Source organism: Bacillus sp. 2175, from assembly GCF_057812155.1.
Genome location: NZ_CM173819.1, coordinates 3,674,413 through 3,700,324, shown reverse-complemented (window position 1 = coordinate 3,700,324; position 25,912 = coordinate 3,674,413). Strand labels below are relative to the sequence as shown.

Genomic DNA, 25,912 nt, shown 5'->3' with positions numbered 1-25,912 from the left:
AAGAATTATATGGAGATAAAAGAAATCTCTGTTCCGCAACAAGGTATTGTAGCGGACTATATGAACGGTAAAAAAGAGATACAGTCATGTTTTGATTATATGTTAACAGAAGATGCTTTTAAACAACGTTTACATGATTTGCGTGAAAGGGAGTTTTTCCGCCAAGATTTAGTAGCGCATTTATTAGAATATAATACAAAATTACAAGCGGGAGAATCTACACTTCAAAATGTAAAAGCGCTTGGAGATGAAAATACATATGTTGTTATAGCTGGACAACAAGCGGGGTTATTAACTGGACCGCTTTATACAATTCATAAAGTTATTTCAATTTTACAGCTTGCAAAGGAAAAGGAAGAAAGTTTAGGAGTTAAAGTTGTCCCTGTCTTCTGGATTGCGGGTGAAGACCATGATATGGATGAGATTAATCATACTTTTGTAGCGAAAAATAAAAAGATGAAAAAAACTATTTTTTATGACCGTAATCCGAAAAAGGCAAGTGCTTCTGAGTCTGAACTTTCTGTTGAAGATTGTAGAAATTGGATTGAAGAGATTTTTAAAACATACCCAGAAACAAATTTTACAAAAGATGTATTAAAATTTGTTGATGATGCTTTGAAAAAATCGAATACGTATGTAGATTTCTTTGCTCATCTTATTACGAAAATCTTTGCTAATTCTGGTTTAATCCTTGTTGATTCACATCATCCTGAATTAAGAAAGTTAGAAATTCCATTTTTCAAGCGAATTATAAGTAAGTATAAAGAGGTACAAGAGGGCCTTCGTAATCAGCAGGAAGTAATTAAAGAACTAGGATACAAACCGATTATTGAAACGAAGTCTCATGCAGTGCATATATTCATGGAAATAGATAATGAACGAGTATTGCTTGAAGAGCATCAAGGTAAGTTTGTTGGAAAGGATGGGGCGCATTCCTTTTCATACGAAGAGTTGATTGAAGAGATGGAGAGAAATCCGGCACGTTTTAGTAATAATGTTGTAACACGTCCTCTTATGCAAGAGTATGTATTTCCTACGCTCGCATTTATTGGAGGTCCAGGGGAATTAGCTTATTGGAGTGAATTACAGCAAGTATTCCATACTGTCGGTTTTCAAATGCCACCTGTCGTTCCTCGTCTTACAATTACTTATGTGGAGAGAGATATAGCGACAGATTTATTCGATCTGCAATTGAGAGAAATTGATCCGTTTTTAAATGATGTCGATAAACTGCGTGAAAACTGGTTGTTTAATCAAATAGAGGAACCGATTGATGATCATTTTGAAAAGGCGAAAAAAGAAATTGCCGATATTCATACATCTTTACAGCAATTTGTAAAGAAAATAGAGCCAGGGTTAGGTGCGTTTGCAGGGAAAAACGAATTGAAAATTAATGAACAAATTGAACTGTTGGAAAGAATGTTGAAAAGAAATGTTGAGAAAAAGTATGAGGTTCAGCTAAATAAATTCCGCCGTATACAATTCGCACTTCGTCCATTAGGTGCGCCGCAAGAACGTGTGTGGAATGTATGTTATTATTTAAATCAGTTTGGTTTGGATTTCGTTGATCGTGTAATGGAAAACCCTTTTTCTTGGGACGGAAAACATCATGTTATAAAACTATAAAATCTTGCTCTTTGGAGCAGGATTTTATTTTTATTCCGTTGAATTTACTGTGAAGTGATTTTTTTCTGAATTATCAATCAAAAAAATGTTAGATATGGCAATTGTGTTGGATACTTAAATATATGACAAAATAGCACAAAATGTAAACGTATTATTCGCTTTTTCGACAGTTTTTTATTTAAATTCCCGCAAAAGATGATAAAATTTAGTATATAATAAAAGAAAATAGCGATTTGTATAGTATGTTGCCTTTGTTGGTAAGTTAAATGAGTCGTTCTTTCGTATTATTTCATTCTCTAAGCGTGAAATATGTGTTTAGAGGAAGGGATACATTCAACATAATTAATTGGAAAAAGAGTAGGTGCAACAATGTTTAAACACGTAACAGTGCTTTTAAAGGAAACAGTAGACGGCTTAGATATAAAGCCAGATGGTACATATGTAGATTGTACACTGGGGGGAGGAGGACATAGTTCTTATTTATTATCCCAATTAACTGAAGGTGGAAAATTAATAGCGTTTGATCAAGATGAGATAGCGATTCAAAACGCGAAAGAAAAGTTCTCTTCATACGGTGAACAGTTTATAACAGTAAAGAGTAACTTCCGTTATTTAGCTGAAAAACTGCAGGAAATAGGTATAACAGAAGTAGATGGTATTTTATTTGATTTAGGTGTTTCATCCCCACAATTAGATACACCAGAACGAGGCTTTAGTTATCATCATGATGCACCGCTAGATATGCGGATGGATCAAGATGCCCCATTAACAGCGTATGATGTTGTAAATAGCTGGTCATATGAACAACTTGTAAGGATTTTCTTCCAATACGGTGAAGAGAAATTTTCAAAACAAATTGCAAGAAAAATTGAAGCTTATCGTGAGAATAAAGCTATTGAAACGACAGGAGAATTAGTAGAGCTAATTAAAGAAGGTATTCCGGCTCCAGCTCGTAGAACGGGTGGGCATCCTGCTAAGCGAGTGTTTCAGGCAATTCGTATAGCTGTAAATGATGAATTAAAAGTATTTGAAGAAGCATTGGAATCTGCTATTGAGATGGTTAAGCCAGGTGGAAGAGTTAGTGTTATAACATTCCATTCATTAGAAGATCGTATTTGTAAAACAACGTTTAAGCGAAATAGTACAACGCCACAATTGCCGCCAGGATTACCGATTATTCCTGATGAATTTAAGCCGAAATTAAAGCTTATTACAAGAAAACCGATTTTACCTTCTGATATAGAGCTAGAAGAAAATAATCGTGCGCGTTCTGCGAAGTTGAGAATCGCTGAAAAACGATAAAAGGGAGAGAGAGGTATGACTAATTTAGCTGTAAAGTACAAACAACAAGCGCAAGAAGAGGTGCAAATTCAAACGCCCCCACAGCAGATGGCTAAGCCGAAGGTTAAAGCGAAAATTACAAGAATCGAAAAACTGTTGTATGTAGCGTTTATTGGCTTTTTATTGTATGCCTGTGTCGCGTTTATTGGAAATAAAGCAGGCCTTTATCAAGTTAATGTAGAAGCAGCGACGATAGAAGAAAAAATTGTACAGCAGCAAAAAGAAAATCAAGAATTACAAGCTGAAGTAGAGAAGTTAAGTCGCTATGAACGAATCGCTGAAGTTGCAAAAAAACACGGGCTAGAAATTAATGCGAATAATGTGAAAGGCCTCAAATAAGGCAATAGGTGTGAAGGAACGATGAAGAAGAATATGACTAAATTTCATACCAATAAGGGAGCAGGTTATTTTATGATATTTTTCCTCCTGCTCTTTTTGCTGTTATTAGCCCGATTTTTTTACATACAATCAACAGGAACAGTTCATAATCAGGATTTAGATGCACTTGCTAAACAAAAGCATAGTAAAAAAGGAGTTCTTGAAGCGAACCGAGGAACCATTTATGATCAAAACGGTCATGTGTTAGCGCAAGACGCAAACTCTTACAAAATGGTAGCTGCACTAAAAGGTGCTAACTCAGTTGAGAATAAAGAAGATACTGCAAAGAAAATTGCAGGAGTACTTGGAAAAGGCGAAGAGGATATTTTAGCTTCTTTAAATAAGGAAGGTAGAAGTCAAGTCGAATTTGGAACGTTAGGCAAGGATTTGACGAAAGAAAAGAAGGAACAAATAGAAGCGTTGAAGTTGCCGGGAATATCTTTTATTACAGAAAATGCAAGGGTGTATCCAAACGGTGATTTTGCATCTTACGTTATAGGTCATGCAAAACCAAATGAGAATGGAACCTCGGTAGGTCAATTTGGCATAGAGAAAAGCTTGGATAAATACTTAAGTGCCTCGAACGGAGAAGTAGCATATACAGGTGATCGTAAAGGTGTGTCCCTTGATGGGGGAAAAGTTAATGTAAAGGCACCTAAAAATGGAGATAACGCTTATTTAACAATCGATCAACGTGTCCAAAGTTATTTAGAAGACGCGATGAAAGCAGCAAGTAAGCAATATGAGCCAGAAAGTTTAATAGGGATTGTTGCAGATCCGAAAACTGGGAAAATATTAGCGATGTCTACTAAACCTAGTTATGACCCTAATGATCGTCAAATTAAATATTTCTTTAATGACGCAATTGCCAATGCATTTGAACCTGGATCAACAATGAAAATTTTCACGTTAGCGGCAGCTATTAATGAAGGTGTGTACAAAGGCCAAGATTATTATCAGTCCGGGACATATCAAGTCGGAAATAGGAAAATAAAAGATCATAACGGTGGTGCTGGTTGGGGCTCTATCACGTTTGATGAAGGGGTAGAGCGTTCTTCAAACGTAGCGTTTGCAATTTTAGGAGATCAAAAACTTGGTCCAGAACGTTTCCGAAAATATATTCATAGTTTTGGATTAGATGAAAAAACGAACATTGATTTATCAGGTGAAGGATCGAATACAATTTTATTTGATCAGCAAATACAACAAGTGACAACAGCTTTTGGACAAGGTTCCACTGTAACACCAATTCAGCTTGTACAAGCTGCAACGGCCATTGCAAATGATGGGAAAATGATGAAACCTTATGCAATTGATAAAATTGTAGATCCGATAACAGACAAAGTAAAATTAGAACATAAGCCAGAAGAAGTAGGAAAACCTGTTACAAAGGAAACAGCAGCGCAAGTAAGACAATTATTAGAACGTGTTGTTACATCTCCGAAAGGTACAGGGACAGCTTATAAAATTGATGGATATTCAGTTGGTGGTAAAACAGGTACAGCGCAAATTCCGGATGGAAAAGGCGGCTATATGACAGGGAGACAGAATTATATATTCTCATTCTTAGGTATGGCACCAATGGACGATCCACAACTTGTTGTGTATGTAGCTGTTAAACAGCCTAAATTAAAAGATGATGAGAACGGTGCACAACCGTTAGCTGATATTTTTAAATATGTAACAAAAAATAGTTTAGAGTATTTAAAGATTAAGCCAAATGAAGTTAAAGATCCGAAAAAACATCTGAAAGAACAACAAACTACTGTTCCGGATGTAAATGGTAAAACGATGGCTGAAGCGGGGAAAGCGATTGATAAAGCAAAACTTCGTCCAATCGTACTAGGTGAAGGGAAAGTACAGCAACAAGTACCAAAAGCGACTGAACAAACATTAAAAGGCGACCGAGTCTTCTTGGTAGGAGATAAGCCTACAATGCCAAATATACAAGGATGGGCACTGCGTGATGTTATGAATTTAGCGAAGACATTACAGCTTAACTTGAAACCTTCTGGTACAGGATACGTAACAGAACAAAGTGTGGCGGAAGGAACATTATTACAACCTGGTACAGAATTAGGTGTCACACTCGTACCGCCACTCGAACCACAGCAAGAAGCAGAAAAGCCGTAATGGTAAAAGAGAATAAGTTCTAATTAAATAAGTACAAGCATATATTGGAACAAGCTAGGCGTAAGGGAGGCTTGTTCCAATATGCGTGTATCAAATGTAACAGTTAGAAAACGACTTATTTTTATACTTATATCAGGTATACTTATTTTCACGATTATCGATATTCGTCTTGGATATGTGCAATTTTTTCTTGGGAATATGTTAACGGATCGTGCGAAAGATTCATGGAGTCGTAATATTACTTTTGAACCCGAACGTGGGAAAATTTTAGACCGAAATGGTGTGGAACTTGCCACGAATAAAAGTGCTCCAACTGTCTTTGTTGTACCGAGGCAAATTGAAAAACCAGCGGAGACTGCAGAGAAGTTAGCTGCAGTATTAGGTGTGGAAAAAGATGAGATTTATAAAAGGATTACAAAAAAAGAATCGATTGTAAGGTTAGATAAAGGCGGAAGGAAAATATCACATGACAAAGCGAAAGAAGTACGAGGATTAAGTCTGAAGGGCGTGTATATCGCAGAGGATTCTATCCGGTACTATCCGTTTGGAAACTTTTTATCACATGTATTAGGTTTTGCAGGTAGCGATAACCAAGGTCTTATGGGACTAGAAAAATATTATGATAAAGAGCTAAATGGGGACAAAGGTCATGTGCGTTTTTTTGCAGATGCGAAAGGACAAAGGATGCCTAATGTTGGTGATGATTTCAAAAAGCCAGAAGCCGGTTTAAATTTAGGATTAACAATCGATGCGCGTATTACAAGGATTATGGAAAGAGAAATGAATATTGCGGAGTCAACTTATAATCCTGACGGTATGATTGCGATTGCAATGAACCCTAAAAATGGTGAAGTTTTAGGGATGTCTAGTCGACCGAGTTTTGACCCAGCGGATTTTCAAAGTGTCTCTCCAGAAGTGTATAACAGAAATCTACCTGTATGGAGTACGTATGAGCCTGGTTCAACATTTAAGATCATTACATTAGCTGCAGCATTGAATGAAAATTTAGTAGACTTAGAGAAGGATACGTTTTATGATGATGGAGCAGCTGAAGTAGGTGGAGCTAGATTGAAATGCTGGAAAGCAGGAGGTCATGGCAGTCAAACGTTTTTAGAAGTCGTTCAAAACTCATGTAACCCGGGATTTATTGAACTTGGTGATCGCCTTGGTAAAGACCGATTATTTAAATACATTCGTAATTTTGGTTTTGGGCAGAAGACTGGAATTGACTTGCAAGGTGAAGGCAGTGGGATTTTATTTAATTTAGATAAAGTTGGTCCAGTAGAGCAAGCAACAACTTCATTCGGCCAAGGAGTTTCTGTTACGCCGATTCAACAAGTAGCAGCTGTAGCGGCGGCTGTAAATGGTGGAACATTGTATCAGCCGTATATAGCTAAGGAGTTTATTGATCCGAAAAATAATCAAGTTGTTAGTAAAAAGACACCTGTTGAGAAAAGAAAAGTTATTTCCAAGGAAACTTCAGAAAAAGTTCGTTATGCATTAGAGAATGTTGTAGCGAAAGGTTCTGGTAAAGGTGCTTATATTGATGGATATCGCGTAGGTGGAAAAACGGGTACTGCTCAAAAGGTGAAGGATGGTAAATATTTAGAGAATAATTATATAGTATCTTTTATCGGATTTGCTCCAGCGGATGATCCAGAGATTGTTGTGTATGTAGCTGTTGATAATCCAAAAGGGGTTACACAGTTTGGTGGAGTGGTAGCAGCTCCGATTGTCGGGAATATCCTTCGAGATGCGCTTCCTGTTATGGGAGTGAAACCGAGAAAAGAACAAGTTGAGAAAGAATATAAATGGGGCGATACACCAACTGTGGAAGTTCCGAATTTAATTGGAATGAAAAAGAAAGACTTACAAACACAACTCGTCGATTTGAAGCTTGATATAAGTGGAGATGGAGAGAAAGTAATTAAACAATCACCAGAAGCGGGAGCTAAAGTAAAAGAAGGCTCAAAAATTAGAATTTACTTCGGGAATTAAAGGTAACATAGTACGTTTTATGGTACAATTGGTGGAAGTGAGTTCTTTATAGAACAGTTACTTAATTTGAGACAGTAAGTGTCTCATTCATAAATAGGTCAGTAGCACTTACCTCCTTATATAGGAGGTAATGTGTTGCTTACTGAAAAAAGATAAATAAACAATGTAGAGAGGGTTTAGTGAAATGAAGTTGCATACACTTGTATCATGTTTGCATGATTTTCCAGTTGTTCCAAAAGAAAATCCAGAAATCACATCTATAGAAGCTGATTCACGTAAAGTGAAAGAGGGAAGCTTATTTGTATGTATGAAAGGATATACGGTTGATAGCCATGATTTTGCTAAGCAAGCAGCGGCACAAGGAGCGGCTGCTATTGTTGCGGAAAGACCAATTGATGTTGACGTTCCAGTTGTACTTGTGAAAAATACTTTTCGTTCGTTAGCGGTTTTAGCTGATTATTTTTATGGTCAACCGACACACAAGTTACATTTAATCGGAATTACAGGTACAAATGGAAAGACAACAACATCGCATATTATGGATGAGATTATGCGAGCACATGGTCATAAAACAGGGCTAATTGGAACGATTAATATGAAAATCGGTGATGAAACATTTGAGGTGAAAAATACAACACCAGATGCACTAACACTTCAACAGACGTTTTCAAAAATGGTTGAACAAGGTGTGGACAGCACGGTAATGGAAGTTTCGTCACATGCGTTAGATCTTGGTCGTGTACACGGATGTGATTACGATGTAGCGGTGTTTACGAATTTAACACAAGATCATTTAGACTATCATAAAACGATGGAAGAATATAAACATGCAAAAGGGTTACTATTTGCACAGCTTGGCAATAGTTATAATCATAATCGTGAAAAGTACGCTGTGCTGAATAGCGATGATAATGTAACAGAAGAGTATATGAGAAGTACTGCAGCAACAGTTGTAACATATGGTATTGATACAACAAGTGACATTATGGCAAAAAATATCGTTATGACGAGTGGCGGGACTACATTTACGCTTGTCACACCATATGAAAGTGTAAATGTTACGATGAAATTAATAGGTAAATTTAATGTATATAACGTACTTGCAGCAACAGCAGCAGGACTTGTTTCGGGTGTGAAATTAGAAACAATCATTGCTGTTATAAAAGAACTAGCTGGGGTTCCAGGGCGTTTTGAAGTTGTTGATGGAGGACAAAATTATACAGTTATTGTTGATTACGCACATACGCCGGATAGTTTAGAAAATGTATTAAAAACTGCAAAACAATTTGCAAAAGGTGATGTGTATTGTATCGTTGGTTGTGGCGGCGATAGGGACCGAACGAAGAGACCGATAATGGCAAGTGTTGCAACAAAATATGCAACTCATGCAATTTACACATCAGATAATCCAAGAAGTGAAGATCCAGCGGCTATTTTAGATGATATGGTACATGGTGCAAGTGGGAAAAATTATGAAGTGATTATTGATAGAAAAGAAGCGATACACCATGCAATCACTAAAGCGAAAGCAGATGATATCATTATTATTGCTGGTAAGGGTCATGAAACGTATCAAATTATTGGTAAAGAAGTTCATCATTTTGATGATCGTGAAGTTGCTAAAGAAGCAATTAAAGGGCGTTTAAGCAACGAAGAGTAACAACGTGAGAGGAGGACTACATGTGCTTGAGCAAGGTTTATTAGTAACGGCTGGGGTAGCATTCTTAATTTCTGTTGCCCTTTCGCCATTGTTTATTCCATTTTTAAGAAAATTAAAGTTCGGACAGAGTATTCGTGATGAGGGACCAAAGTCACATCAAAAAAAATCAGGGACACCGACAATGGGTGGTATCGTCATATACGTATCTATGATGGTAACTTCACTTATTATGGCGATTAAGTTTAATTATTTAGGTGCAGAGGTTTCGTTATTACTATTAGTGACGTTTGGTTACGGCTTGATTGGATTTTTAGATGACTACATAAAGGTGGTTAAGAAGAGAAATCTTGGTTTAACATCAAAGCAAAAATTAGTAGGTCAGCTTGTTATTGCTATTGCATTCTTTTTAATTGGAAAAGGGCAAGCGTTCCACACATACATCATGATTCCGGGAACGGATGTTAAGTTTGAATTAGGTTGGGCGTATTTCGTACTTGTACTATTTATGCTTATTGGTGGATCAAATGCAGTTAACTTAACTGACGGTTTAGATGGTTTATTATCAGGAACAGCTGCTATTGCATTTGGAGCATTTAGTATTATTGCTGTGGCACAAGAGCAATTTGGAGTGGCGATATTCTGTATGGCAGTTGTAGGAGCTGTACTTGGATTTTTAGTATTCAATGCGAATCCAGCAAAAGTGTTTATGGGAGATACAGGTTCATTAGCTTTAGGTGGAGCCATTGCAGCTGTAGCGATTTTATTAAAACAAGAATTGCTACTTGTAATTATCGGCGGAGTATTCGTAATGGAAACTTTATCGGTTATCATTCAGGTCATTTCATTTAAAACAACAGGAAAACGTGTCTTTAAAATGAGTCCATTACACCATCATTATGAATTATGTGGTTGGTCAGAGTGGCGTGTTGTTGTGACGTTTTGGTCTGCAGGATTTTTATTAGCTGTGTTAGGAATTTATATCGGGGTGTGGATGTAATTGAAAACTGTAACTGAATTTCAAAATAAGAATATTCTTGTATTAGGCATTGCAAAAAGTGGTTATGCAGCAGCTACATTGTTACAAAAGTTAGGGGCAAATGTTATTGTAAATGACGGAAAGCCTTTAGCAGAGAATGTACTTGCTGCAGAATTACAAGCAAAAGGAATGGACGTTGTATGCGGTGGTCATCCTTTAGAATTATTAGAGAGAAATATTTCTCTTGTAGTAAAAAATCCAGGAATCCCGTATTCTAATCCAATATTAGTTGCTGCGAAAGAAAAGCAAATTCCGATTGTTACGGAAGTTGAATTAGCATATCGTATTTCAGAAGCACCATTTGTTGGGATTACGGGGTCTAACGGTAAAACGACGACGACAATGCTGACATTTGAAATGCTAAAAGAAGGACAAAAGCATCCTGTAATTGCAGGGAACATTGGCACTGTAGCGTGTGAAGTAGCACAGGATGCAAAAGAAAATGAAGTTGTAGTTACAGAACTTTCATCATTTCAATTGATGGGAGTAGAATTGTTCCAACCTAAAATTGCTGCGTTTTTAAATTTATTTGAGGCCCACTTAGATTATCATGGGACGAAGAAAGAATATGGTTTAGCGAAAGCAAATATTTTTAAAAACCAAACAGAAAATGATTATAGTGTAATAAATGCAGATGATGCAGATGTGATGGCTTTGTCTGCGTATTCTAAAGGTCAAAAAATCCTGTTTTCGACAACGAAAGAAATTGAAGATGGCGCGTGTATAAAAGATAACGCTCTTTATTTCAAAGGTGAAAAAGTTGTTGAAGTAAGCGATATCGTTTTACCTGGTCAACATAATTTAGAAAATATTTTAGCTGCGATGAGTATTGCGAAATTATTAGGTACTTCTAATGAAGCAATTACGGTCGTGTTAAAACGTTTTACGGGTGTAAAACATCGTTTAGAATATGTAACAACGATTAACAACCGTAAGTTTTATAATGATTCAAAAGCAACGAATATGTTAGCGACTGAGAAAGCACTATCTGCGTTTACACAACCGATTGTGTTACTAGCAGGTGGGCTTGATCGCGGAAATGAATTCGATGATTTAATTCCGTATTTCAAAAATGTAAAAGCGATTGTAACATTTGGACAAACAGCTCCTAAACTAGTAAGAGCGGCAGAAAAAGCGGGATTAGATATAATTGAAAGTGTCGATACTTTAGATGAAGCAGTGGTGAAAGCTTATGCTCATTCTAAAGATGGCGATGTCGTTCTTCTTTCTCCAGCGTGTGCAAGCTGGGATCAATTTAAAACATTTGAAGAAAGAGGAGACATTTTTATACAAGCTGTGCATAAACTTATATAAAGTAAATCAAAACATCAGTAGGCTAACACCTACTGATGTTTTGTTACATAGGGCAAAAGTTTCTGCCTAAAGAGGTGGTGTTTGTGGGTAATGAAGAAAACGCCTGATTTTATTCTCATCATCGTAACACTTTCATTGTTGACAATCGGAATGATTATGGTTTATAGTGCGAGTGCAGTTTGGGCCTCTTATAAAATGGGGGACTCATTCTTTTTTGCAAAAAGACAATTACTGTTTGCGGGTCTTGGTGTAGTAGCTATGTTTTTTATTATGAAAATTGATTATTGGGTGTGGCGTACGTATTCAAAAGTGATTTTGCTAGTTTGCTTCATTCTTCTTATTCTCGTTCTTATTCCTGGAGTAGGTCTTGTTCGAGGAGGAGCACGAAGTTGGATTGGAATCGGAGCATTTTCGATTCAACCGTCAGAATTTATGAAGTTTGCGATGATTATTTTCTTGGCAAAGTTTTTAGCAGAACGGCAAAAATTGATTACATCTTTTAAACGTGGTTTATTACCGGCCCTTAGTTTTGTGTTTCTTGCTTTTGGGATGATTATGTTACAGCCAGACCTTGGGACAGGAACGGTAATGGTTGGGACATGTATCATTATGATATTCATTTCGGGAGCGAGGGTCTTTCACTTTGCAATGTTTGGTTTGATTGGTGTAGCAGGATTTGTAGGGTTAATTGCATCAGCACCGTATCGAATGAAACGCATTACATCATATTTAGATCCGTGGTCAGATCCGCTCGGGAGTGGATTTCAAATTATCCAATCATTACTTGCAATTGGACCTGGTGGATTATTTGGGCTTGGACTTGGACAAAGTAGACAAAAATTTCTTTATTTACCTGAACCACAAACTGACTTTATATTTGCGATCTTATCCGAGGAATTAGGTTTTATTGGTGGTTCATTTGTGTTATTATTATTTAGTCTATTATTATGGCGCGGGATTCGTATCGCATTAGGAGCGCCAGATTTATATGGTACGTTTTTAGCAGTAGGTATTGTGGCGATGATTGCGATTCAAGTAATGATTAATGTTGGTGTTGTAACAGGACTGATGCCTGTTACGGGTATTACCTTGCCGTTTTTAAGTTATGGTGGATCAAGTTTGACATTAATGTTAATGGCAGTAGGTGTATTATTAAATATAAGTCGCCATTCTCGCTACTAAACCCTGTTTATAAGACAGGGTTTTTCGTATGTGTGTAAAAATGCAATATGTATATAGAAATAAGTATAATGGAAATAAGAAAAGAGAAGCGGAGGAGTTAGTAGTGCGTGTATTAGTGAGTGGTGGGGGTACTGGTGGTCATATTTATCCAGCTCTTGCTTTAATTAGAGAAATAAAAAAGTTAAATCCAGAAGCGAGATTTTTATATATTGGTACGGAAAATGGACTAGAGAGTACAATCGTTCCAAAAGCAGGTATACCATTTCAATCTATTGTTATAAGTGGATTTAAACGAAAAATATCATTAGATAATGTGAAAACAGTAATGCGTTTTCTAAAAGGTGTACAGGATAGTAAACGATACATTCGTCGTTTTAATCCGGATATCGTAATTGGAACGGGTGGATATGTATGTGGACCAGTTGTATACGCTGCAGCCAAATTAGGTATTCCAACTATTGTACATGAACAAAATAGTGTACCAGGTGTAACGAACAAGTTTTTAAGCCGTTATGTTGATAAAGTTGCTGTTTGTTTTGAAGCAGCTATAGAGCATTTTCCAGAGTCAAAAGTGGTAATGACAGGTAATCCACGAGCATCAGAGGTAATGGATCAAAATGGAATGAAGGGGAAACGTTCAGTTGGGCTTTCTCTTCCTAAAAAGTCTGTACTTATATTTGGTGGAAGTCGTGGGGCTAGACCGATTAACGATGCCTTCGTTGAAGCAATTGAACAGTTTGGGAACAAAAGCTACGAAATACTATATGTAACGGGTGAAGTACATTATGATAAAGTGATGGAAGCCGTGAAGCAAAAAGGGAACCCAAGCAATGTTATTATTAAGCCGTTCATTCATAATATGCCAGAGGTACTAACTGGTGTAGACCTTGTTGTTTCAAGGGCTGGGGCAACAACACTTGCAGAATTAACAGCGTTAGGAAAACCAAGTGTGTTAATACCGAGTCCGTATGTAACAAATAATCATCAGGAAAAGAATGCACGTTCAGTTGTTGATAAAGGAGCGGCAAAAATGTTACTTGAAAAAGATTTAACAGCTGAAACGCTTATTCGTGATATTGATGAGATTTTATTGAATGCACAAACATTACAAAATATGAAGCTAGCGGCTAAGCAACTAGGTATTCCAGATGCAGCAAATAAGCTGTATGAAGTAATGAATAAGCTTGTAAAAAAATAAAGTGAGGCTTTAATTAGTGGGGAGTGATTCTCTCTCGTTGATTATTATCTTTCACTAATCGGATGTTTACTGACATCCTGATTCCGCCTAATTTCTTTGTTATCGCCGAATTTTGATTTAGGAGCTGTACTGCCCGTAAATAGAGGGATAACGTTAGGTGAACGCCCTGCATATTATTGTCATAAGGAGACTTAATATGGGGGAGATTGTCTATGGAACAATTAGTAAATGAGCTTATAGAAGCAGACGTTGGTCGTGTTTTAGTTAACGAGCCGTTAGCACGTTATACAACTATGAAAATAGGTGGACCAGCGGATATTTTAATTGTGCCAAAGCATGTAGCCGGTATTGAAAAAACATTACAGTTAGTAAAGCAATACAAAACGAAGTGGACTGTAATTGGTCGCGGTTCAAACCTTCTTGTATCTGATCAAGGCATAGAAGGTGTTGTTATTCGTTTAGGAGAAGGATTAGATCACTTAGAGGTCGAAAAACATAAGGTAAGAGTTGGTAGTGGATATCCTCTTATTAAATTGTCAACTTTACTTAGTCGTCAAGGGTTAGCTGGATTGGAGTTTGCGAGCGGTATTCCAGGAAGTGTCGGTGGTGCAGTATATATGAATGCAGGTGCACATAAATCGGATATATCGAGTGTATTATCGAAGGCTCTCATTCTGTTTGAAGACGGTACAATTGCCTGGTTAACGAATAAAGAACTGGAGTTTTCTTATCGGTCATCTGTATTGCAAACGAAACGTCCTGGTATTGTTTTAGAGGCGGAGTTTCAATTACAGGCGGGAAAACGTGAAGAAATTGTACGTAGCATGCAAAATAATAAAGACTACCGCCGTGAAACGCAACCATGGAATCATCCGTGTGCAGGAAGTATATTTCGGAATCCAATCCCACATTTTGCAGGAGATTTAGTAGAAAAAGCAGGGCTTCGTGGTTATAGGATTGGTGGAGCTCAAATTTCTGAAATGCATGGCAATTTTATTGTTAATACCGGGGGAGCTTCAGCGCAAGATGTAATGTCTTTAATTGAATTAATAAAACATACAATTAAGGATAAATTTGATGTAGATATGCACACAGAAGTAGAAATCATTGGAAGATAACGGTTATTCGTTCCGCTCATTATCATTTATGTTATAATAAGAAGATAAGAACGGCATGAGGAACATGCCGTTCTTTATGTTACATAGGGGGATCGTACATGAATAATAGTAAAGTGATTAAACTACAAGATCGTGTACCAAAATTGAAAAATCAAAAGAAAAAAAACAAAAAAAATGTTAATCATCGATTGATTTTATACATATCAATTTTATTTTTATTAGTGCTCTTTTTAATTTATTTTCGGTCTCCGCTTAGTAATATAAAAAAGATTAGTGTGTTTGGAAATCACTATATGACGGATGAGCAAGTAATGAAGGATTCAGGCGTGACATATGATACAAGTTATTTCCGAGTGACAGCACATAAAGCTGAAGAAAACTTAACGAAGCGAAAAGAAATTAAAGCAGTAAATGTAAAAAAACGTTTTCCAAACAAGATTGATATTCATATCGAAGAATATTTAACGATTGGTTATATAAATAAAGAGGGAAAACTACAACCGTTATTAGAAAATGGAAAAACGCTTGATGTACTACCTAATGGAAAACTTCCTGTTGCAGCACCGATTTTCGAACCTTTTAAAGAAGAGAAAATGAAGGAGTTAATCGCTGAACTAGAAAAATTAACACCAGCTATTTTAAAATCTATTTCGGAGATTCGCTATTCACCAACAAATGCGAATGAAGATCATCTTACTTTATATATGAATGAAGGTTATGAAGTGAGCACTACGATTCAAAATTTCGCAAAACGTATGGAAGCCTATCCACTTATTTTAAAAACAATTGAGCCAGGTAAGAAGGTATTAATTGACTTAGAAGTAGGTGCATATACGAAAGAATTAGGTGCGGAAGACAAAAAAGAATAGAATGGTAGTTTTCGTTGCTTATAGCAGAAAAAACGAAACGAATGTTCTATTATATGTATACGAATTTAGAAGAATGGTTCATTTGATGAAAAATATGTAAAAATTCTTAGATTCATACTAGTATTGGTACAAGTTTCACTTTTCTATGAGTACATCTTAGTGTAGACTTATACTTGGCGGTAAACTTTACACTGGAAATAGAATTATTTCAAGATAAGCAGTTATTCATAGTTTACTGCGATATTCTTAATTGAATGCTAAATAAAAATAAGAAAAATATAGGGTTAAAAAAGGGAAACGTATAAAGACGTTGAATATTTTTCTTATAAATAGTAAAGTTGCGATTGTTGTTCCATATATTGAGTTGTATGGTATAAATAAAGAAGGAGGTGCCAAAGAATGAACAGCAATGAAATATATGTTAGTCTTGACATCGGTACATCCAATGTTAAAGTCATCATTGGTGAAATGGTTAATGACAGCTTAAACATTATTGGTGTTGGAAATGTAAAATCAAATGGTTTAAAGAAGGGATCGATAGTTGATATAGACGAGACTGTTCGATCAATTAAAAAAGCAATTGAACAAGCTGAGCGCATGGTGGGAATCCACATTGAGCAAGTTGTAGTAGGTGTCAATGCAAACCAGGTACAGCTACTTCCTTGTCACGGAGTAGTCGCTGTTTCAAATGAAGATCGTGAAATCGGGAATGAAGATGTCTTACGCGTTCTAGATGCAGCACAAGTTGTGTCAATTGCTCCAGAGCGTGAGTTTATTGATGTGGTACCTCGACAGTTCATCGTAGACGGTCTTGACGAGATTAACGATCCACGCGGGATGATCGGTGTAAGATTAGAAATGGAAGGTACACTTATTACAGGCTCGAGAACTTTACTACATAACCTACTTCGTTGTGTAGAAAAAGCAGGTCTTGAAATTGTTGATATTTGTCTTCAACCTTTAGCGGCTGCAACAGTTGCTATATCTTCAGATGAAAAAAATAGAGGAGTAGCCCTTGTTGATATGGGGGGAGGATCTACAACTTTATCTATTTTTAAAGATGGAGAGTTACAAGCGACGAGCGTATTACCATTAGGTGGAGACCATATAACGAAAGATATTGCGATTGGGTTGAAAACTTCAACAGAAAATGCAGATCAAATTAAGTTGAAATATGGACATGCTTTTTATGATACAGCATCTGAAGAAGAGATGTTTACGGTTCCTATTATGGGAAGTGATCAAACAGAACAATATTCTCAGTTGGAATTATCGGATATAATAGAGGCTCGTGTAGAGGAAATTTTAATGTTTGTTCAAGATGAAGTGCGTAAGTTAGGAGTAAAGCAAGTGGCTTCTGGTTATGTACTAACTGGCGGAATTGCTTCTATGCCAGGTGTTCTTGATCTTGCATATGATATTTTACATGAAAATGTTCGTGTAGCAACTCCTGATTATATTGGTGTGCGTGAGCCCCAATATACAAGTGGAGTTGGATTAATTAAACATTCTTATCAAAAAGCTAAATTACGTGGGAAAAATGTGCAGGAAAAGCAAGAGCATTTTGAACCAGTACCAGCACCAGCACCAACGCCGGTACAACAGCAACCCGCGAAACAAAAAACTCGTAATCAAAACAATAATAATCAAAATGATGACCGCATGATGTCAAAAGTAAAACGTGTATTCCGTTATTTATGGGATTAAAATTGGACACGAAAAATGAGGTTCTAGGGGGATTTCGACATGTTAGAGTTTGATACTACTCAAGATCAATTAGCGAATATAAAAGTTATCGGTGTCGGCGGTGGCGGAAACAATGCTGTAAACCGTATGATTGAACACGGTGTACAAGGTGTAGACTTTATCGCTGTGAACACTGATGCACAAGCATTAAATCTATCAAAAGCTGAAACAAAAATGCAAATTGGTGGAAAATTAACGCGTGGACTTGGTGCAGGCGCAAACCCTGAAGTAGGGAAAAAAGCTGCAGAAGAAAGTAAAGAACAGATCCAAGAAGCACTTCGTGGTGCGGATATGGTCTTCGTAACTGCCGGTATGGGCGGTGGAACTGGAACTGGTGCAGCTCCAGTTGTTGCTCAAGTTGCAAAAGAATTAGGTGCTTTAACAGTTGGTGTTGTAACACGTCCATTTACTTTTGAAGGACGTAAGCGTGCGACGCAAGCAGCATCTGGTATTGCAGCATTTAAAGAAAATGTAGATACTCTTATTGTAATTCCAAACGATCGCTTATTAGAGATTGTTGATAAAAATACGCCAATGTTAGAAGCATTCCGTGAAGCTGATAACGTATTACGTCAAGGTGTTCAAGGTATTTCGGATTTAATTGCAACGCCAGGTTTAATTAACTTAGACTTTGCAGACGTAAAGACAATTATGTCTAATAGAGGTTCTGCTTTAATGGGTATTGGTTCTGGTAACGGGGAAAATCGTGCTGCAGAAGCTGCGAAAAAAGCGATTTCTAGTCCATTACTAGAAACATCTATTGATGGAGCTCAAGGTGTTATCATGAACATTACGGGTGGCGCTAACTTAAGCTTATATGAAGTACAAGAAGCGGCAGATATCGTAGCTTCAGCTTCAGATCCAGAAGTAAATATGATCTTCGGTTCTGTTATTAACGAAGGATTAAAAGATGATATCGTTGTAACTGTAATTGCAACTGGTTTTGATGATAGCATTGCAACTCAACCACCAAAACCAATTATTCGCCCGAATGCGAACCACACGCAACAACAGCAACAACCAGTAGCTCAACCTTCAAAACAACGTGAAGTAAAACGTGAAATGAAGCGTGAAGAGCCAGTTGTACATGAGCGTCATTCAGATTCAGATGATATCGATATTCCAGCATTTTTACGTAACCGTCGTAGACGATAAAAAAAGGAGCTTTCATGCTCCTTTTTTGTTTTTTAAATGGAAAAGACCTGCTAAGCAGGTCTTTTTTTTATTTGGTATATTTTGTTGGTGAAAATAAGAGTATATCATTCTATGAATTTGTACTTTTATTTTTTACCGACAGATTATGTCTAGAAATCACAAAATAACAAAAAAACACCTCCGCAAATTGACACACTTTCCTATTGGATATGCATTATACTAGTCTCAACTTGAAAAAAGAGGTGAATTGTTTGGTTGTTTACGCCGACGTTGTTTGGTTGTTAAACGCCTGCATTGATTTTCTTTTGCTTTTATTAACAGCTACCGTGTTAAAAAAGAAAATCAAAAAATGGAGGCTTGTGTTAGGGGCATTTATAGGTTCAACTATTGTTATTTTTGCCTTTACTCCTTTTGCTTCTATGATGACACATCCAATTATGAAACTACTGTACTCGTTACTTATTGTGTATACAGCATTTGGGTTTACAACATTTAGAAATTATGCACAAACTGTTTTTACTTTTTACTTTGTAACCTTTATGGTTGGCGGAGGATTAATTGGAACTCATTTCTTTTTGCAAACGAATGAAATGGTAAATGGATTGGTTCAATCTCAGTCAATTTCTTACGGTGATCCAATTAGTTGGTTATTTGTTATTTTTGGTTTTCCAGTAATTTATTATTTTTCTAAAAAGCGTATTGAAAGCGTAGAGGTCACGAAAATACACTATGATCAAATTGTGAAAGTAAAAATTCAATTAGCAGAAGAAGAACTAGAACTGGCAGGTCTTATTGACAGTGGGAACCAACTTTATGACCCATTAACAAAAACACCCGTTATGATTATGCATGTTTCATCATTAGAACATTGCTTACCATCTTGGTTAACAGAACAAATTTATTCCAAAACAGAAATTCCTCAAATACCAGAAAATGATTCTGGTTGGGCGACAAAATTACGCTTAATTCCTTTCCGTGCAGTAGGGGTAGAGAGTCAATTTTTGTGGGCAATTAAGCCTGACAGTGTGCAAGTTGACCATGAAGGTAGTTCTATTGTTGTAAACAAAGTATTAATTGGATTAAATACACAACAGCTTTCTACTAATGGGGAGTATCAATGTATTGTGCATCCAAAAATGTTGATTTCACAAAAAATGGTAATTGCTTAATAATGAGAGGCGGGATAATATGATGAAATTAAAATTTTATTTAGTATACCTTTGGTATAAAGTATTGCTGAAATTAGGAATTAAGACCGATGAAATTTATTATATTGGTGGAAGTGAAGCGTTGCCACCACCGTTAACAAAAGAAGAAGAGGAAGTTCTTTTGAATAAATTGCCAAAAGGAGATCAGGCAGCAAGGTCATTACTTATTGAACGTAACTTAAGGCTCGTTGTATATATAGCAAGAAAGTTTGAAAATACAGGGATAAATATTGAAGATTTGATTAGTATAGGAACAATCGGCCTTATTAAAGCGGTAAATACATTTAATCCAGAAAAGAAAATAAAATTAGCAACATATGCATCGCGTTGTATAGAAAATGAAATTTTAATGCATTTACGTCGAAATAACAAAAATCGTTCGGAAGTTTCTTTTGATGAACCACTAAACATTGATTGGGATGGGAATGAACTGTTATTGTCTGACGTGTTAGGTACAGATGATGATATTATTACAAAAGATTTAGAAGCTACTGTAGATCGTCACCTTTTAATGAAAGCATTACACCAATTAAATGATCGTGAAAAACAAATTATGGAACTTCGGTTTGGGCTTGCTGGAGGAGAGGAAAAGACGCAAAAAGATGTGGCTGATATGCTTGGGATTTCACAGTCATACATTTCGCGTTTAGAAAAAAGAATTATAAAAAGATTACGAAAAGAATTTAATAAAATGGTGTAAAGAATAAGACCAGCCGTTATGTAGGCTGGTCTTATTCTATTTAGTTGTATTAGGAAAGATAATTTAAATAACAAATCGTGAAAAAACCACATGCATAAAATCCCCTTCAAAGGAAATACTTTACACTGTACAGCAACTCCCGATAGGAGGGAACACTTTGACGAGAAACAAAGTAGAAATTTGCGGTGTTGATACAGCTAAACTTCCAGTATTAAAAAATGAAGAGATGCGTAAATTATTTCGTGAAATGCAAAGTGGAGAGATAAGCGCAAGAGAAAAATTAGTGAATGGAAACTTACGTCTTGTACTGAGCGTCATCCAAAGATTTAATAACAGAGGAGAATATGTTGACGATTTATTTCAAGTTGGTTGCATCGGACTTATGAAATCAATTGATAATTTTGATTTAGGCCAAAATGTAAAATTTTCAACGTATGCTGTGCCGATGATTATTGGGGAAATACGCAGATATTTGCGTGATAATAATCCGATTCGCGTATCGCGCTCATTGCGAGATATTGCGTATAAAGCTTTGCAAGTAAGAGAAAAGTTGATTGCAGAAAATTCAAAAGAACCAACAGCAATGGATATTGCAAAAGTGCTAGAAGTAACTCATGAAGAGATAGTATTTGCTTTAGATGCAATTCAAGATCCAGTTTCATTATTTGAACCGATTTATAATGATGGGGGAGATCCTATCTTTGTTATGGATCAGTTAAGTGATGAAAAACAAAAGGACGAGCAGTGGGTTGAAGAATTAGCATTGAAAGAAGGAATGAAGCGTTTAAATGATAGAGAGAAAATGATTATTAGAAAACGTTTCTTCCAAGGAAAGACACAGATGGAAGTTGCAGAAGAAATTGGGATTTCCCAAGCGCAAGTATCACGTTTAGAGAAGTCAGCCATTAAACAAATGAATAAAACGATTCAAGGATAAGGTCTCACCAATTATGGTGAGACCTTTTTATATGTAATATGGTTTGTGCTCATAGTAGGGGATTTGTGTTCATATAATGAAACTAGCATGGTGTTTCGTGTAGGTGGCTTCCTGTAAATATGAGAAACAGTTTCCAATTTGTCATATAAGGGAGAGGATAAAAATGGTGATACGAATTTCAGAGTTACAGATGAAGGATGTTATAAATATTTCAGATGGAAAAAGGATTGGGAATATTGGAGATATTGAAATTGATATGAACACAGGGAAAATTTGTTCTGTTATTATTTCAAAACAGACACGTATGCTAGGTATTTTTGGAAAAGATGTTGAGATTGTAATTCCTTGGAAGGAAATTGTGAAAATTGGGGAAGATGTCATACTTGTAAGAGTAAATCCTGTTAATTCTGTAACAGAATCAATACAAACACCGACAATTTCATAAAGAATATTACAAATTCCTCTTTTTTTTCTGTTAGGATTATGAAAAAATAAAAGTATGGTAAAATAGACAGGAAGTACCATGCTTTTTTCTGTTATTTTAATTAAAAGGAGCCGCTTTATTATGAGAGAACCATTTAAATATGTGGACGGTATACTGTATTTACAAGCGTGGAAAGAACTTGGAAACATTACTGCTGGATTTACGACAAAAGATGGTGGGATAAGTACGGGCTCCTTTCATGCGATGAATTTAGGATTACATGTGAATGATATCGTGGAGAACGTTCATGAAAACAGACGCATTTTAGCAAATAAGTTACAAAAACCATTAGAAAATTGGATTTGCTCTGAACAAGTTCATGCTCATCATGTTGAAAAAGTAGGGCAACAGGAAAAGGGAAGTGGTGTCTATTCATATGAGGACGGCATTTCAAAAACAGATGGCATTTATACGAGTAATGAAGATGTTCTGTTAACGTCTTGTTACGCGGATTGTGTTCCGCTCTATTTTTATGCACCATCACATGGTATGATAGGACTTGCGCATGCTGGATGGAAAGGCACTGTACAAGAGATTGCAAAGGAAATGATTCAAAAGTGGAATGCAGAAGGTATTTCAAGTGATGAAATTCATGTTGCAATTGGGCCGTCGATCGGATCTTGTTGTTATGTTGTGGATGATCGTGTATTAACAGCAGCACAGGAAGTAGTTAGGGGTGCTGTTCCTCATCAAAAAATTTCTGACGGGCAGTACGCAATTAATTTAAAAGAAATTAATCGTATATTATGTGTACAAGCAGGCATAAAAGAAGAGCATATTGTAATGTCATCTCTTTGTACAAGCTGTGAAGAGCAACTATTTTTCTCTCATCGTCGTGATCAAGGTAAGACAGGAAGAATGTTGAGTTTCATAGGTTTTAAGGAGGAAGAAAGCAAGTGACAGTACAAGAAAATTTAGAAATTGTAAACGAAGCTATTAAAGAATCTTGCGCTCGAGCTGGACGTTCGTTGCAAGATATTAAACTTGTTGCAGTTACAAAAACTGTAGGGATTGAAAAAACAAATGAAGTAATTGAAGCTGGAGTTATCGATTTAGGTGAAAATAGAAATGAAGGTTTCTTACAGAAATACGAGCATTTCGGTTCAAAAGTTAATTGGCACTTTATTGGCTCATTACAAACGAGAAAAGTAAAAGAAATCATTAATGAAATTGATTATTTACATTCGTTAGATCGTCTTTCACTGGCGAAAGAAATTCAGAAACGTGCTGATAAGAAAGTGAAATGCTTTATTCAAGTGAAAACCTCATCTGAAGAATCGAAGCAAGGATTGGCAATAGAAGAGGTTGTTTCTTTTATTCAAAGTTTGCAAGAATTCGATAAAATTGAAGTGGTTGGACTAATGACGATGGCTCCATTTACAGAAGAAGAGGAAGAAATCAGACGCTGTTTTAAGGAATTACGTATGCTGCAAACAGAGGTGCAGGAGCTAGAGTTATTACATGCGCCATGTAAAGAATTATCAATGGGAATGTCCAACGATTACAAGATTGCAATTGAAGAAGGGGCTACATATATTCGTTTGGGAACGATTTTAGTAGGAAAAGCGTAAAAGGAAGGAGAATCTTATTATGAGTTGGTCAAAAGTAAAATACTTCTTTTTTGATACACCGGAAGAAAAAGAAGCAGCTCAATATGGTTATGAAAAGGAGCAAACAGACATGAAAAAGCAGCAAGATCCACCAGAACAACAAGACGTTACGTTTCCGAAAGCGCAACCGAAGCAAAATGTTGTGAGTATTGAAACAGCAAAACAATCTTCAAAAGTTGTTTTATTAGAACCACGCACATATTCGGAAGCACAAGGGATTGCGGACCACTTAAAAGGTAGACGAGCTGTTGTAATTAATTTGCAGAGAATGTCTACTGATCAAGCGGTACGTATCGTTGACTTTTTAAGTGGTACTGTATACGCTATAGGCGGGGACATTCAAAAAATAGGGCCGAAAACATTTATGTGTACACCTGAAAATGTAGATATTGTTGGTGCGATTTCAGAGTTATTCGGTGAAGAAGAAGAAACAAATATAAAGAGGTGGTAATACGCCATGACAACAGTTTTTATAGTGTTAAGTTATGCTATCGAGATTTACTCGTGGGCACTTATTATTTACATTCTCCTATCATGGTTTCCTGGTGCAAAGGAATCATCTTTTGGAGAGTTCCTGGCACGTATTTGTGAACCGTATTTAGAACCATTCCGCCGCTTTATTCCGCCGCTTGGAATGATTGATATTTCTCCAATCGTTGCAATCTTTGCGTTGAAACTTGCTAAAACTGGTTTGTTCAGTTTATTAAGCTATTTCTTATAGTAAGAAGGTAAATACATGAGCATCTACGAACATTTTAGGCCTGATGAGGAGGTCTTTGTGGATAAAGTGCTAGAGTGGAAGCGAGCGGCGGAGTACCATCAAGTGAAGTTAACGGATTTTCTTGATCCTAGGCAACAACAAATTGTTTCTATGGTAATAGGACAAGGTGATGTTGCTGTGCAATTTGGTGGTGCAACGCCTAATGCAGAGCGTAAAAGAGCACTTATTTATCCAGACTATCTAGAATTAAATGAAGAAGAATTTCAAGTAGAAGTATTAGAAATTGACTATCCTTCCAAGTTTTATACGCTAGAACATAGGCAAATATTAGGTACATTTATGTCTCTTGGTTTAACAAGAGAAAAATGTGGTGATATTTTGCTGCAAGAAAATCGTGCCCAAATTGTAGTTGCGAAAGAAATTGTATCGTATATTGAGATGAACTTACAATCAATAGGGAAAGTAAAAGTCTCTTTAGCGTCAGTGCAAGGAGAACAAATTCTACAGATACATGAAACGTGGGGAGAGAAATCTGGAACGGTTTCTTCACTTCGTTTAGATGTTATGTTAGCTGAAATGTTACATTTATCTAGACAGAAAGTACAACCTTTCATAAAAAATGGTTTAGTAAAAGTCAATTGGAAAACAGTGGAGCAAACTTCTTATGAATGTTATCCAGGAGATGTTTTTTCTGTTAGAGGATATGGCCGAAGTAAATTATTTTCTGTAGAAGGTAGAACAAAACGCGACAAATGGAGAATTTTGTATGGTATACTAAAATGATTGGTTTTTTAGAAGGAAATCCTCCTATTTTGTCGAAGAAAAGATATAATTGAAAGAGGAAATTTAGATAACTACTTGGAGGTGGCGTTGTGCCGTTAACACCATTAGATATTCATAACAAAGAATTTGGTCGCGGATTCCGTGGCTATGATGAAGATCAAGTAAATGAGTTTCTTGATCAAATTATCAAAGATTATGAATTGGTCATTCGTGAGAAAAAAGCTTTAGAAGAAAAAGTTGCGCAGTTAGAAGGGAAGTTAGATCATTTCTCTAATATTGAAGATACGTTAAACAAATCTATCGTTGTTGCACAAGAAGCAGCGGAAGAAGTAAAACGTAATGCGCAAAAAGAAGCGAAATTAATTGTGCGTGAAGCTGAAAAGAATGCTGATCGTATTATTAACGAAGCATTAGTAAAATCAAGAAAAGTTGCTTTTGATATTGAAGAGCTAAAGAAACAAGCGAAAGTATTCCGAACTCGTTTCCGTATGTTATTAGAAACACAGCTTGAGATGTTAAACAACGATGATTGGGATAAACTAATTGAATTAGAAGACGAAGTAGATGAACTGTTGAAAAAAGAAGAAACAGTGTAAGCTTGACGTTTTTCTCATTATTACATATAATTTTAAACAACATATTTATTAAGAAAAACGAAGATAGGGATAAGTACCTTTTCAAACCTTATATAGCGAACTGAGGATGGTGTAAGCTC

Annotated in this window: 24 protein-coding genes and 1 other annotated feature (1 of these 25 cut by a window edge); all 24 genes read left to right on the top strand. The window is 36.2% G+C overall.

Annotated features, from left to right (window positions below):
- Positions 1-9: 9 nt before the first annotated feature.
- The 24 genes from bshC to divIVA all read left to right on the top strand — a co-directional run bounded on the left by bshC (position 10) and on the right by divIVA (position 25,793).
- A complete protein-coding gene (bshC, locus tag ACXKY9_RS19000; protein ID WP_000403026.1) occupies positions 10-1,626 on the top strand; it encodes a bacillithiol biosynthesis cysteine-adding enzyme BshC in 1,617 nt (538 codons plus the stop codon).
- Positions 1,627-1,995: 369 nt separating this feature from the next.
- Positions 1,996-2,928 carry a 16S rRNA (cytosine(1402)-N(4))-methyltransferase RsmH gene (rsmH, locus tag ACXKY9_RS18995; RefSeq protein ID WP_000472508.1) on the top strand — a complete coding sequence of 311 codons (933 nt, stop codon included), beginning with the start codon at positions 1,996-1,998 and terminating at the stop codon, positions 2,926-2,928.
- Positions 2,929-2,943: 15 nt separating this feature from the next.
- Positions 2,944-3,306: a cell division protein FtsL gene (gene ftsL / locus ACXKY9_RS18990; RefSeq protein ID WP_000182804.1), complete on the top strand. Its 363-nt coding sequence runs from the start codon at positions 2,944-2,946 to the stop codon at positions 3,304-3,306.
- 21 nt (positions 3,307-3,327) lie between these two features.
- Positions 3,328-5,478 carry a penicillin-binding protein gene (locus ACXKY9_RS18985; RefSeq protein WP_000739958.1) on the top strand — a complete coding sequence of 717 codons (2,151 nt, stop codon included), beginning with the start codon at positions 3,328-3,330 and terminating at the stop codon, positions 5,476-5,478.
- 81 nt (positions 5,479-5,559) lie between these two features.
- Positions 5,560-7,476: a stage V sporulation protein D gene (locus ACXKY9_RS18980; RefSeq protein WP_001266237.1), complete on the top strand. Its 1,917-nt coding sequence runs from the start codon at positions 5,560-5,562 to the stop codon at positions 7,474-7,476.
- Between the two features lie 184 nt (positions 7,477-7,660).
- On the top strand, positions 7,661-9,136 hold the full coding sequence (gene murE, locus ACXKY9_RS18975; protein WP_000766316.1) for a UDP-N-acetylmuramoyl-L-alanyl-D-glutamate--2,6-diaminopimelate ligase: 1,476 nt from the start codon (positions 7,661-7,663) through the stop codon (positions 9,134-9,136).
- A 22-nt stretch (positions 9,137-9,158) separates the two neighbouring features.
- The gene (gene mraY / locus ACXKY9_RS18970) at positions 9,159-10,133 is read left to right on the top strand and encodes a phospho-N-acetylmuramoyl-pentapeptide-transferase (RefSeq protein WP_000893060.1); all 975 of its coding nucleotides are present in this window, start codon (positions 9,159-9,161) and stop codon (positions 10,131-10,133) included.
- Positions 10,134-11,486, top strand: coding sequence for a UDP-N-acetylmuramoyl-L-alanine--D-glutamate ligase (gene murD, locus ACXKY9_RS18965; RefSeq protein ID WP_000860116.1), 1,353 nt, complete (start codon positions 10,134-10,136; stop codon positions 11,484-11,486).
- Between the two features lie 90 nt (positions 11,487-11,576).
- A complete protein-coding gene (gene spoVE / locus ACXKY9_RS18960) occupies positions 11,577-12,668 on the top strand; it encodes a stage V sporulation protein E (protein WP_000753520.1) in 1,092 nt (363 codons plus the stop codon).
- 103 nt (positions 12,669-12,771) lie between these two features.
- Positions 12,772-13,866, top strand: a complete 1,095-nt coding sequence (gene murG / locus ACXKY9_RS18955; RefSeq protein WP_021728036.1) for an undecaprenyldiphospho-muramoylpentapeptide beta-N-acetylglucosaminyltransferase — start codon at positions 12,772-12,774, stop codon at positions 13,864-13,866.
- Positions 13,867-14,078: 212 nt separating this feature from the next.
- Positions 14,079-14,984 (top strand): UDP-N-acetylmuramate dehydrogenase, encoded by a 906-nt coding sequence (gene murB / locus ACXKY9_RS18950; RefSeq protein ID WP_000437022.1) that lies wholly within the window; start codon positions 14,079-14,081, stop codon positions 14,982-14,984.
- A 98-nt stretch (positions 14,985-15,082) separates the two neighbouring features.
- Complete coding sequence (gene divIB, locus ACXKY9_RS18945) at positions 15,083-15,853, top strand: cell division protein DivIB (RefSeq protein WP_001065788.1); 771 nt, start codon at positions 15,083-15,085, stop codon at positions 15,851-15,853.
- Positions 15,854-16,252: 399 nt separating this feature from the next.
- Positions 16,253-17,560: a cell division protein FtsA gene (gene ftsA, locus ACXKY9_RS18940; RefSeq protein ID WP_001087557.1), complete on the top strand. Its 1,308-nt coding sequence runs from the start codon at positions 16,253-16,255 to the stop codon at positions 17,558-17,560.
- Positions 17,561-17,599: 39 nt separating this feature from the next.
- Complete coding sequence (gene ftsZ / locus ACXKY9_RS18935; protein ID WP_000888984.1) at positions 17,600-18,754, top strand: cell division protein FtsZ; 1,155 nt, start codon at positions 17,600-17,602, stop codon at positions 18,752-18,754.
- 251 nt (positions 18,755-19,005) lie between these two features.
- Positions 19,006-19,923, top strand: coding sequence for a sigma-E processing peptidase SpoIIGA (gene spoIIGA / locus ACXKY9_RS18930; RefSeq protein WP_000261970.1), 918 nt, complete (start codon positions 19,006-19,008; stop codon positions 19,921-19,923).
- Positions 19,924-19,942: 19 nt separating this feature from the next.
- Positions 19,943-20,662: an RNA polymerase sporulation sigma factor SigE gene (gene sigE / locus ACXKY9_RS18925; RefSeq protein WP_000976948.1), complete on the top strand. Its 720-nt coding sequence runs from the start codon at positions 19,943-19,945 to the stop codon at positions 20,660-20,662.
- 157 nt (positions 20,663-20,819) lie between these two features.
- A complete protein-coding gene (gene sigG, locus ACXKY9_RS18920; RefSeq protein ID WP_000197755.1) occupies positions 20,820-21,599 on the top strand; it encodes an RNA polymerase sporulation sigma factor SigG in 780 nt (259 codons plus the stop codon).
- Between the two features lie 163 nt (positions 21,600-21,762).
- A complete protein-coding gene (locus ACXKY9_RS18915) occupies positions 21,763-22,044 on the top strand; it encodes a YlmC/YmxH family sporulation protein (protein WP_000236745.1) in 282 nt (93 codons plus the stop codon).
- A gap of 120 nt (positions 22,045-22,164) precedes the next feature.
- A complete protein-coding gene (pgeF, locus tag ACXKY9_RS18910) occupies positions 22,165-22,983 on the top strand; it encodes a peptidoglycan editing factor PgeF (protein WP_001209006.1) in 819 nt (272 codons plus the stop codon).
- Positions 22,980-23,654 carry a YggS family pyridoxal phosphate-dependent enzyme gene (locus ACXKY9_RS18905; protein ID WP_000218000.1) on the top strand — a complete coding sequence of 225 codons (675 nt, stop codon included), beginning with the start codon at positions 22,980-22,982 and terminating at the stop codon, positions 23,652-23,654. The genes pgeF and ACXKY9_RS18905 overlap by 4 nt, the downstream gene beginning before the upstream one ends.
- Positions 23,655-23,673: 19 nt before the next feature.
- On the top strand, positions 23,674-24,144 hold the full coding sequence (locus ACXKY9_RS18900) for a cell division protein SepF (RefSeq protein WP_000119129.1): 471 nt from the start codon (positions 23,674-23,676) through the stop codon (positions 24,142-24,144).
- A 6-nt stretch (positions 24,145-24,150) separates the two neighbouring features.
- Positions 24,151-24,414 (top strand): YggT family protein, encoded by a 264-nt coding sequence (locus tag ACXKY9_RS18895; protein ID WP_000214233.1) that lies wholly within the window; start codon positions 24,151-24,153, stop codon positions 24,412-24,414.
- Positions 24,415-24,429: 15 nt separating this feature from the next.
- On the top strand, positions 24,430-25,197 hold the full coding sequence (locus ACXKY9_RS18890) for a YlmH family RNA-binding protein (protein ID WP_002098127.1): 768 nt from the start codon (positions 24,430-24,432) through the stop codon (positions 25,195-25,197).
- A gap of 89 nt (positions 25,198-25,286) precedes the next feature.
- Entirely contained in the window at positions 25,287-25,793 is a 507-nt protein-coding gene (divIVA, locus tag ACXKY9_RS18885) for a septum site-determining protein DivIVA (RefSeq protein WP_001131611.1), read from the top strand.
- A 51-nt stretch (positions 25,794-25,844) separates the two neighbouring features.
- Positions 25,845-25,912, top strand: a binding site (T-box leader); it runs 156 nt beyond the window's last position.

What these genes read in the sequence shown, in the direction of transcription:
- bshC (WP_000403026.1), top strand. Translation starts at nt 10, where the DNA reads ATGGAGATAAAAGAAATCTCTGTTCCGCAACAAGGTATTGTAGCGGAC.
- rsmH (WP_000472508.1), top strand. Translation starts at nt 1,996, where the DNA reads ATGTTTAAACACGTAACAGTGCTTTTAAAGGAAACAGTAGACGGCTTA.
- ftsL (WP_000182804.1), top strand. Translation starts at nt 2,944, where the DNA reads ATGACTAATTTAGCTGTAAAGTACAAACAACAAGCGCAAGAAGAGGTG.
- ACXKY9_RS18985 (WP_000739958.1), top strand. Translation starts at nt 3,328, where the DNA reads ATGAAGAAGAATATGACTAAATTTCATACCAATAAGGGAGCAGGTTAT.
- ACXKY9_RS18980 (WP_001266237.1), top strand. Translation starts at nt 5,560, where the DNA reads ATGCGTGTATCAAATGTAACAGTTAGAAAACGACTTATTTTTATACTT.
- murE (WP_000766316.1), top strand. Translation starts at nt 7,661, where the DNA reads ATGAAGTTGCATACACTTGTATCATGTTTGCATGATTTTCCAGTTGTT.
- spoVE (WP_000753520.1), top strand. Translation starts at nt 11,577, where the DNA reads ATGAAGAAAACGCCTGATTTTATTCTCATCATCGTAACACTTTCATTG.
- murB (WP_000437022.1), top strand. Translation starts at nt 14,079, where the DNA reads ATGGAACAATTAGTAAATGAGCTTATAGAAGCAGACGTTGGTCGTGTT.
- divIB (WP_001065788.1), top strand. Translation starts at nt 15,083, where the DNA reads ATGAATAATAGTAAAGTGATTAAACTACAAGATCGTGTACCAAAATTG.
- ftsA (WP_001087557.1), top strand. Translation starts at nt 16,253, where the DNA reads ATGAACAGCAATGAAATATATGTTAGTCTTGACATCGGTACATCCAAT.
- ftsZ (WP_000888984.1), top strand. Translation starts at nt 17,600, where the DNA reads ATGTTAGAGTTTGATACTACTCAAGATCAATTAGCGAATATAAAAGTT.
- sigE (WP_000976948.1), top strand. Translation starts at nt 19,943, where the DNA reads ATGATGAAATTAAAATTTTATTTAGTATACCTTTGGTATAAAGTATTG.
- ACXKY9_RS18915 (WP_000236745.1), top strand. Translation starts at nt 21,763, where the DNA reads ATGGTGATACGAATTTCAGAGTTACAGATGAAGGATGTTATAAATATT.
- pgeF (WP_001209006.1), top strand. Translation starts at nt 22,165, where the DNA reads ATGAGAGAACCATTTAAATATGTGGACGGTATACTGTATTTACAAGCG.
- ACXKY9_RS18900 (WP_000119129.1), top strand. Translation starts at nt 23,674, where the DNA reads ATGAGTTGGTCAAAAGTAAAATACTTCTTTTTTGATACACCGGAAGAA.
- ACXKY9_RS18895 (WP_000214233.1), top strand. Translation starts at nt 24,151, where the DNA reads ATGACAACAGTTTTTATAGTGTTAAGTTATGCTATCGAGATTTACTCG.
- ACXKY9_RS18890 (WP_002098127.1), top strand. Translation starts at nt 24,430, where the DNA reads ATGAGCATCTACGAACATTTTAGGCCTGATGAGGAGGTCTTTGTGGAT.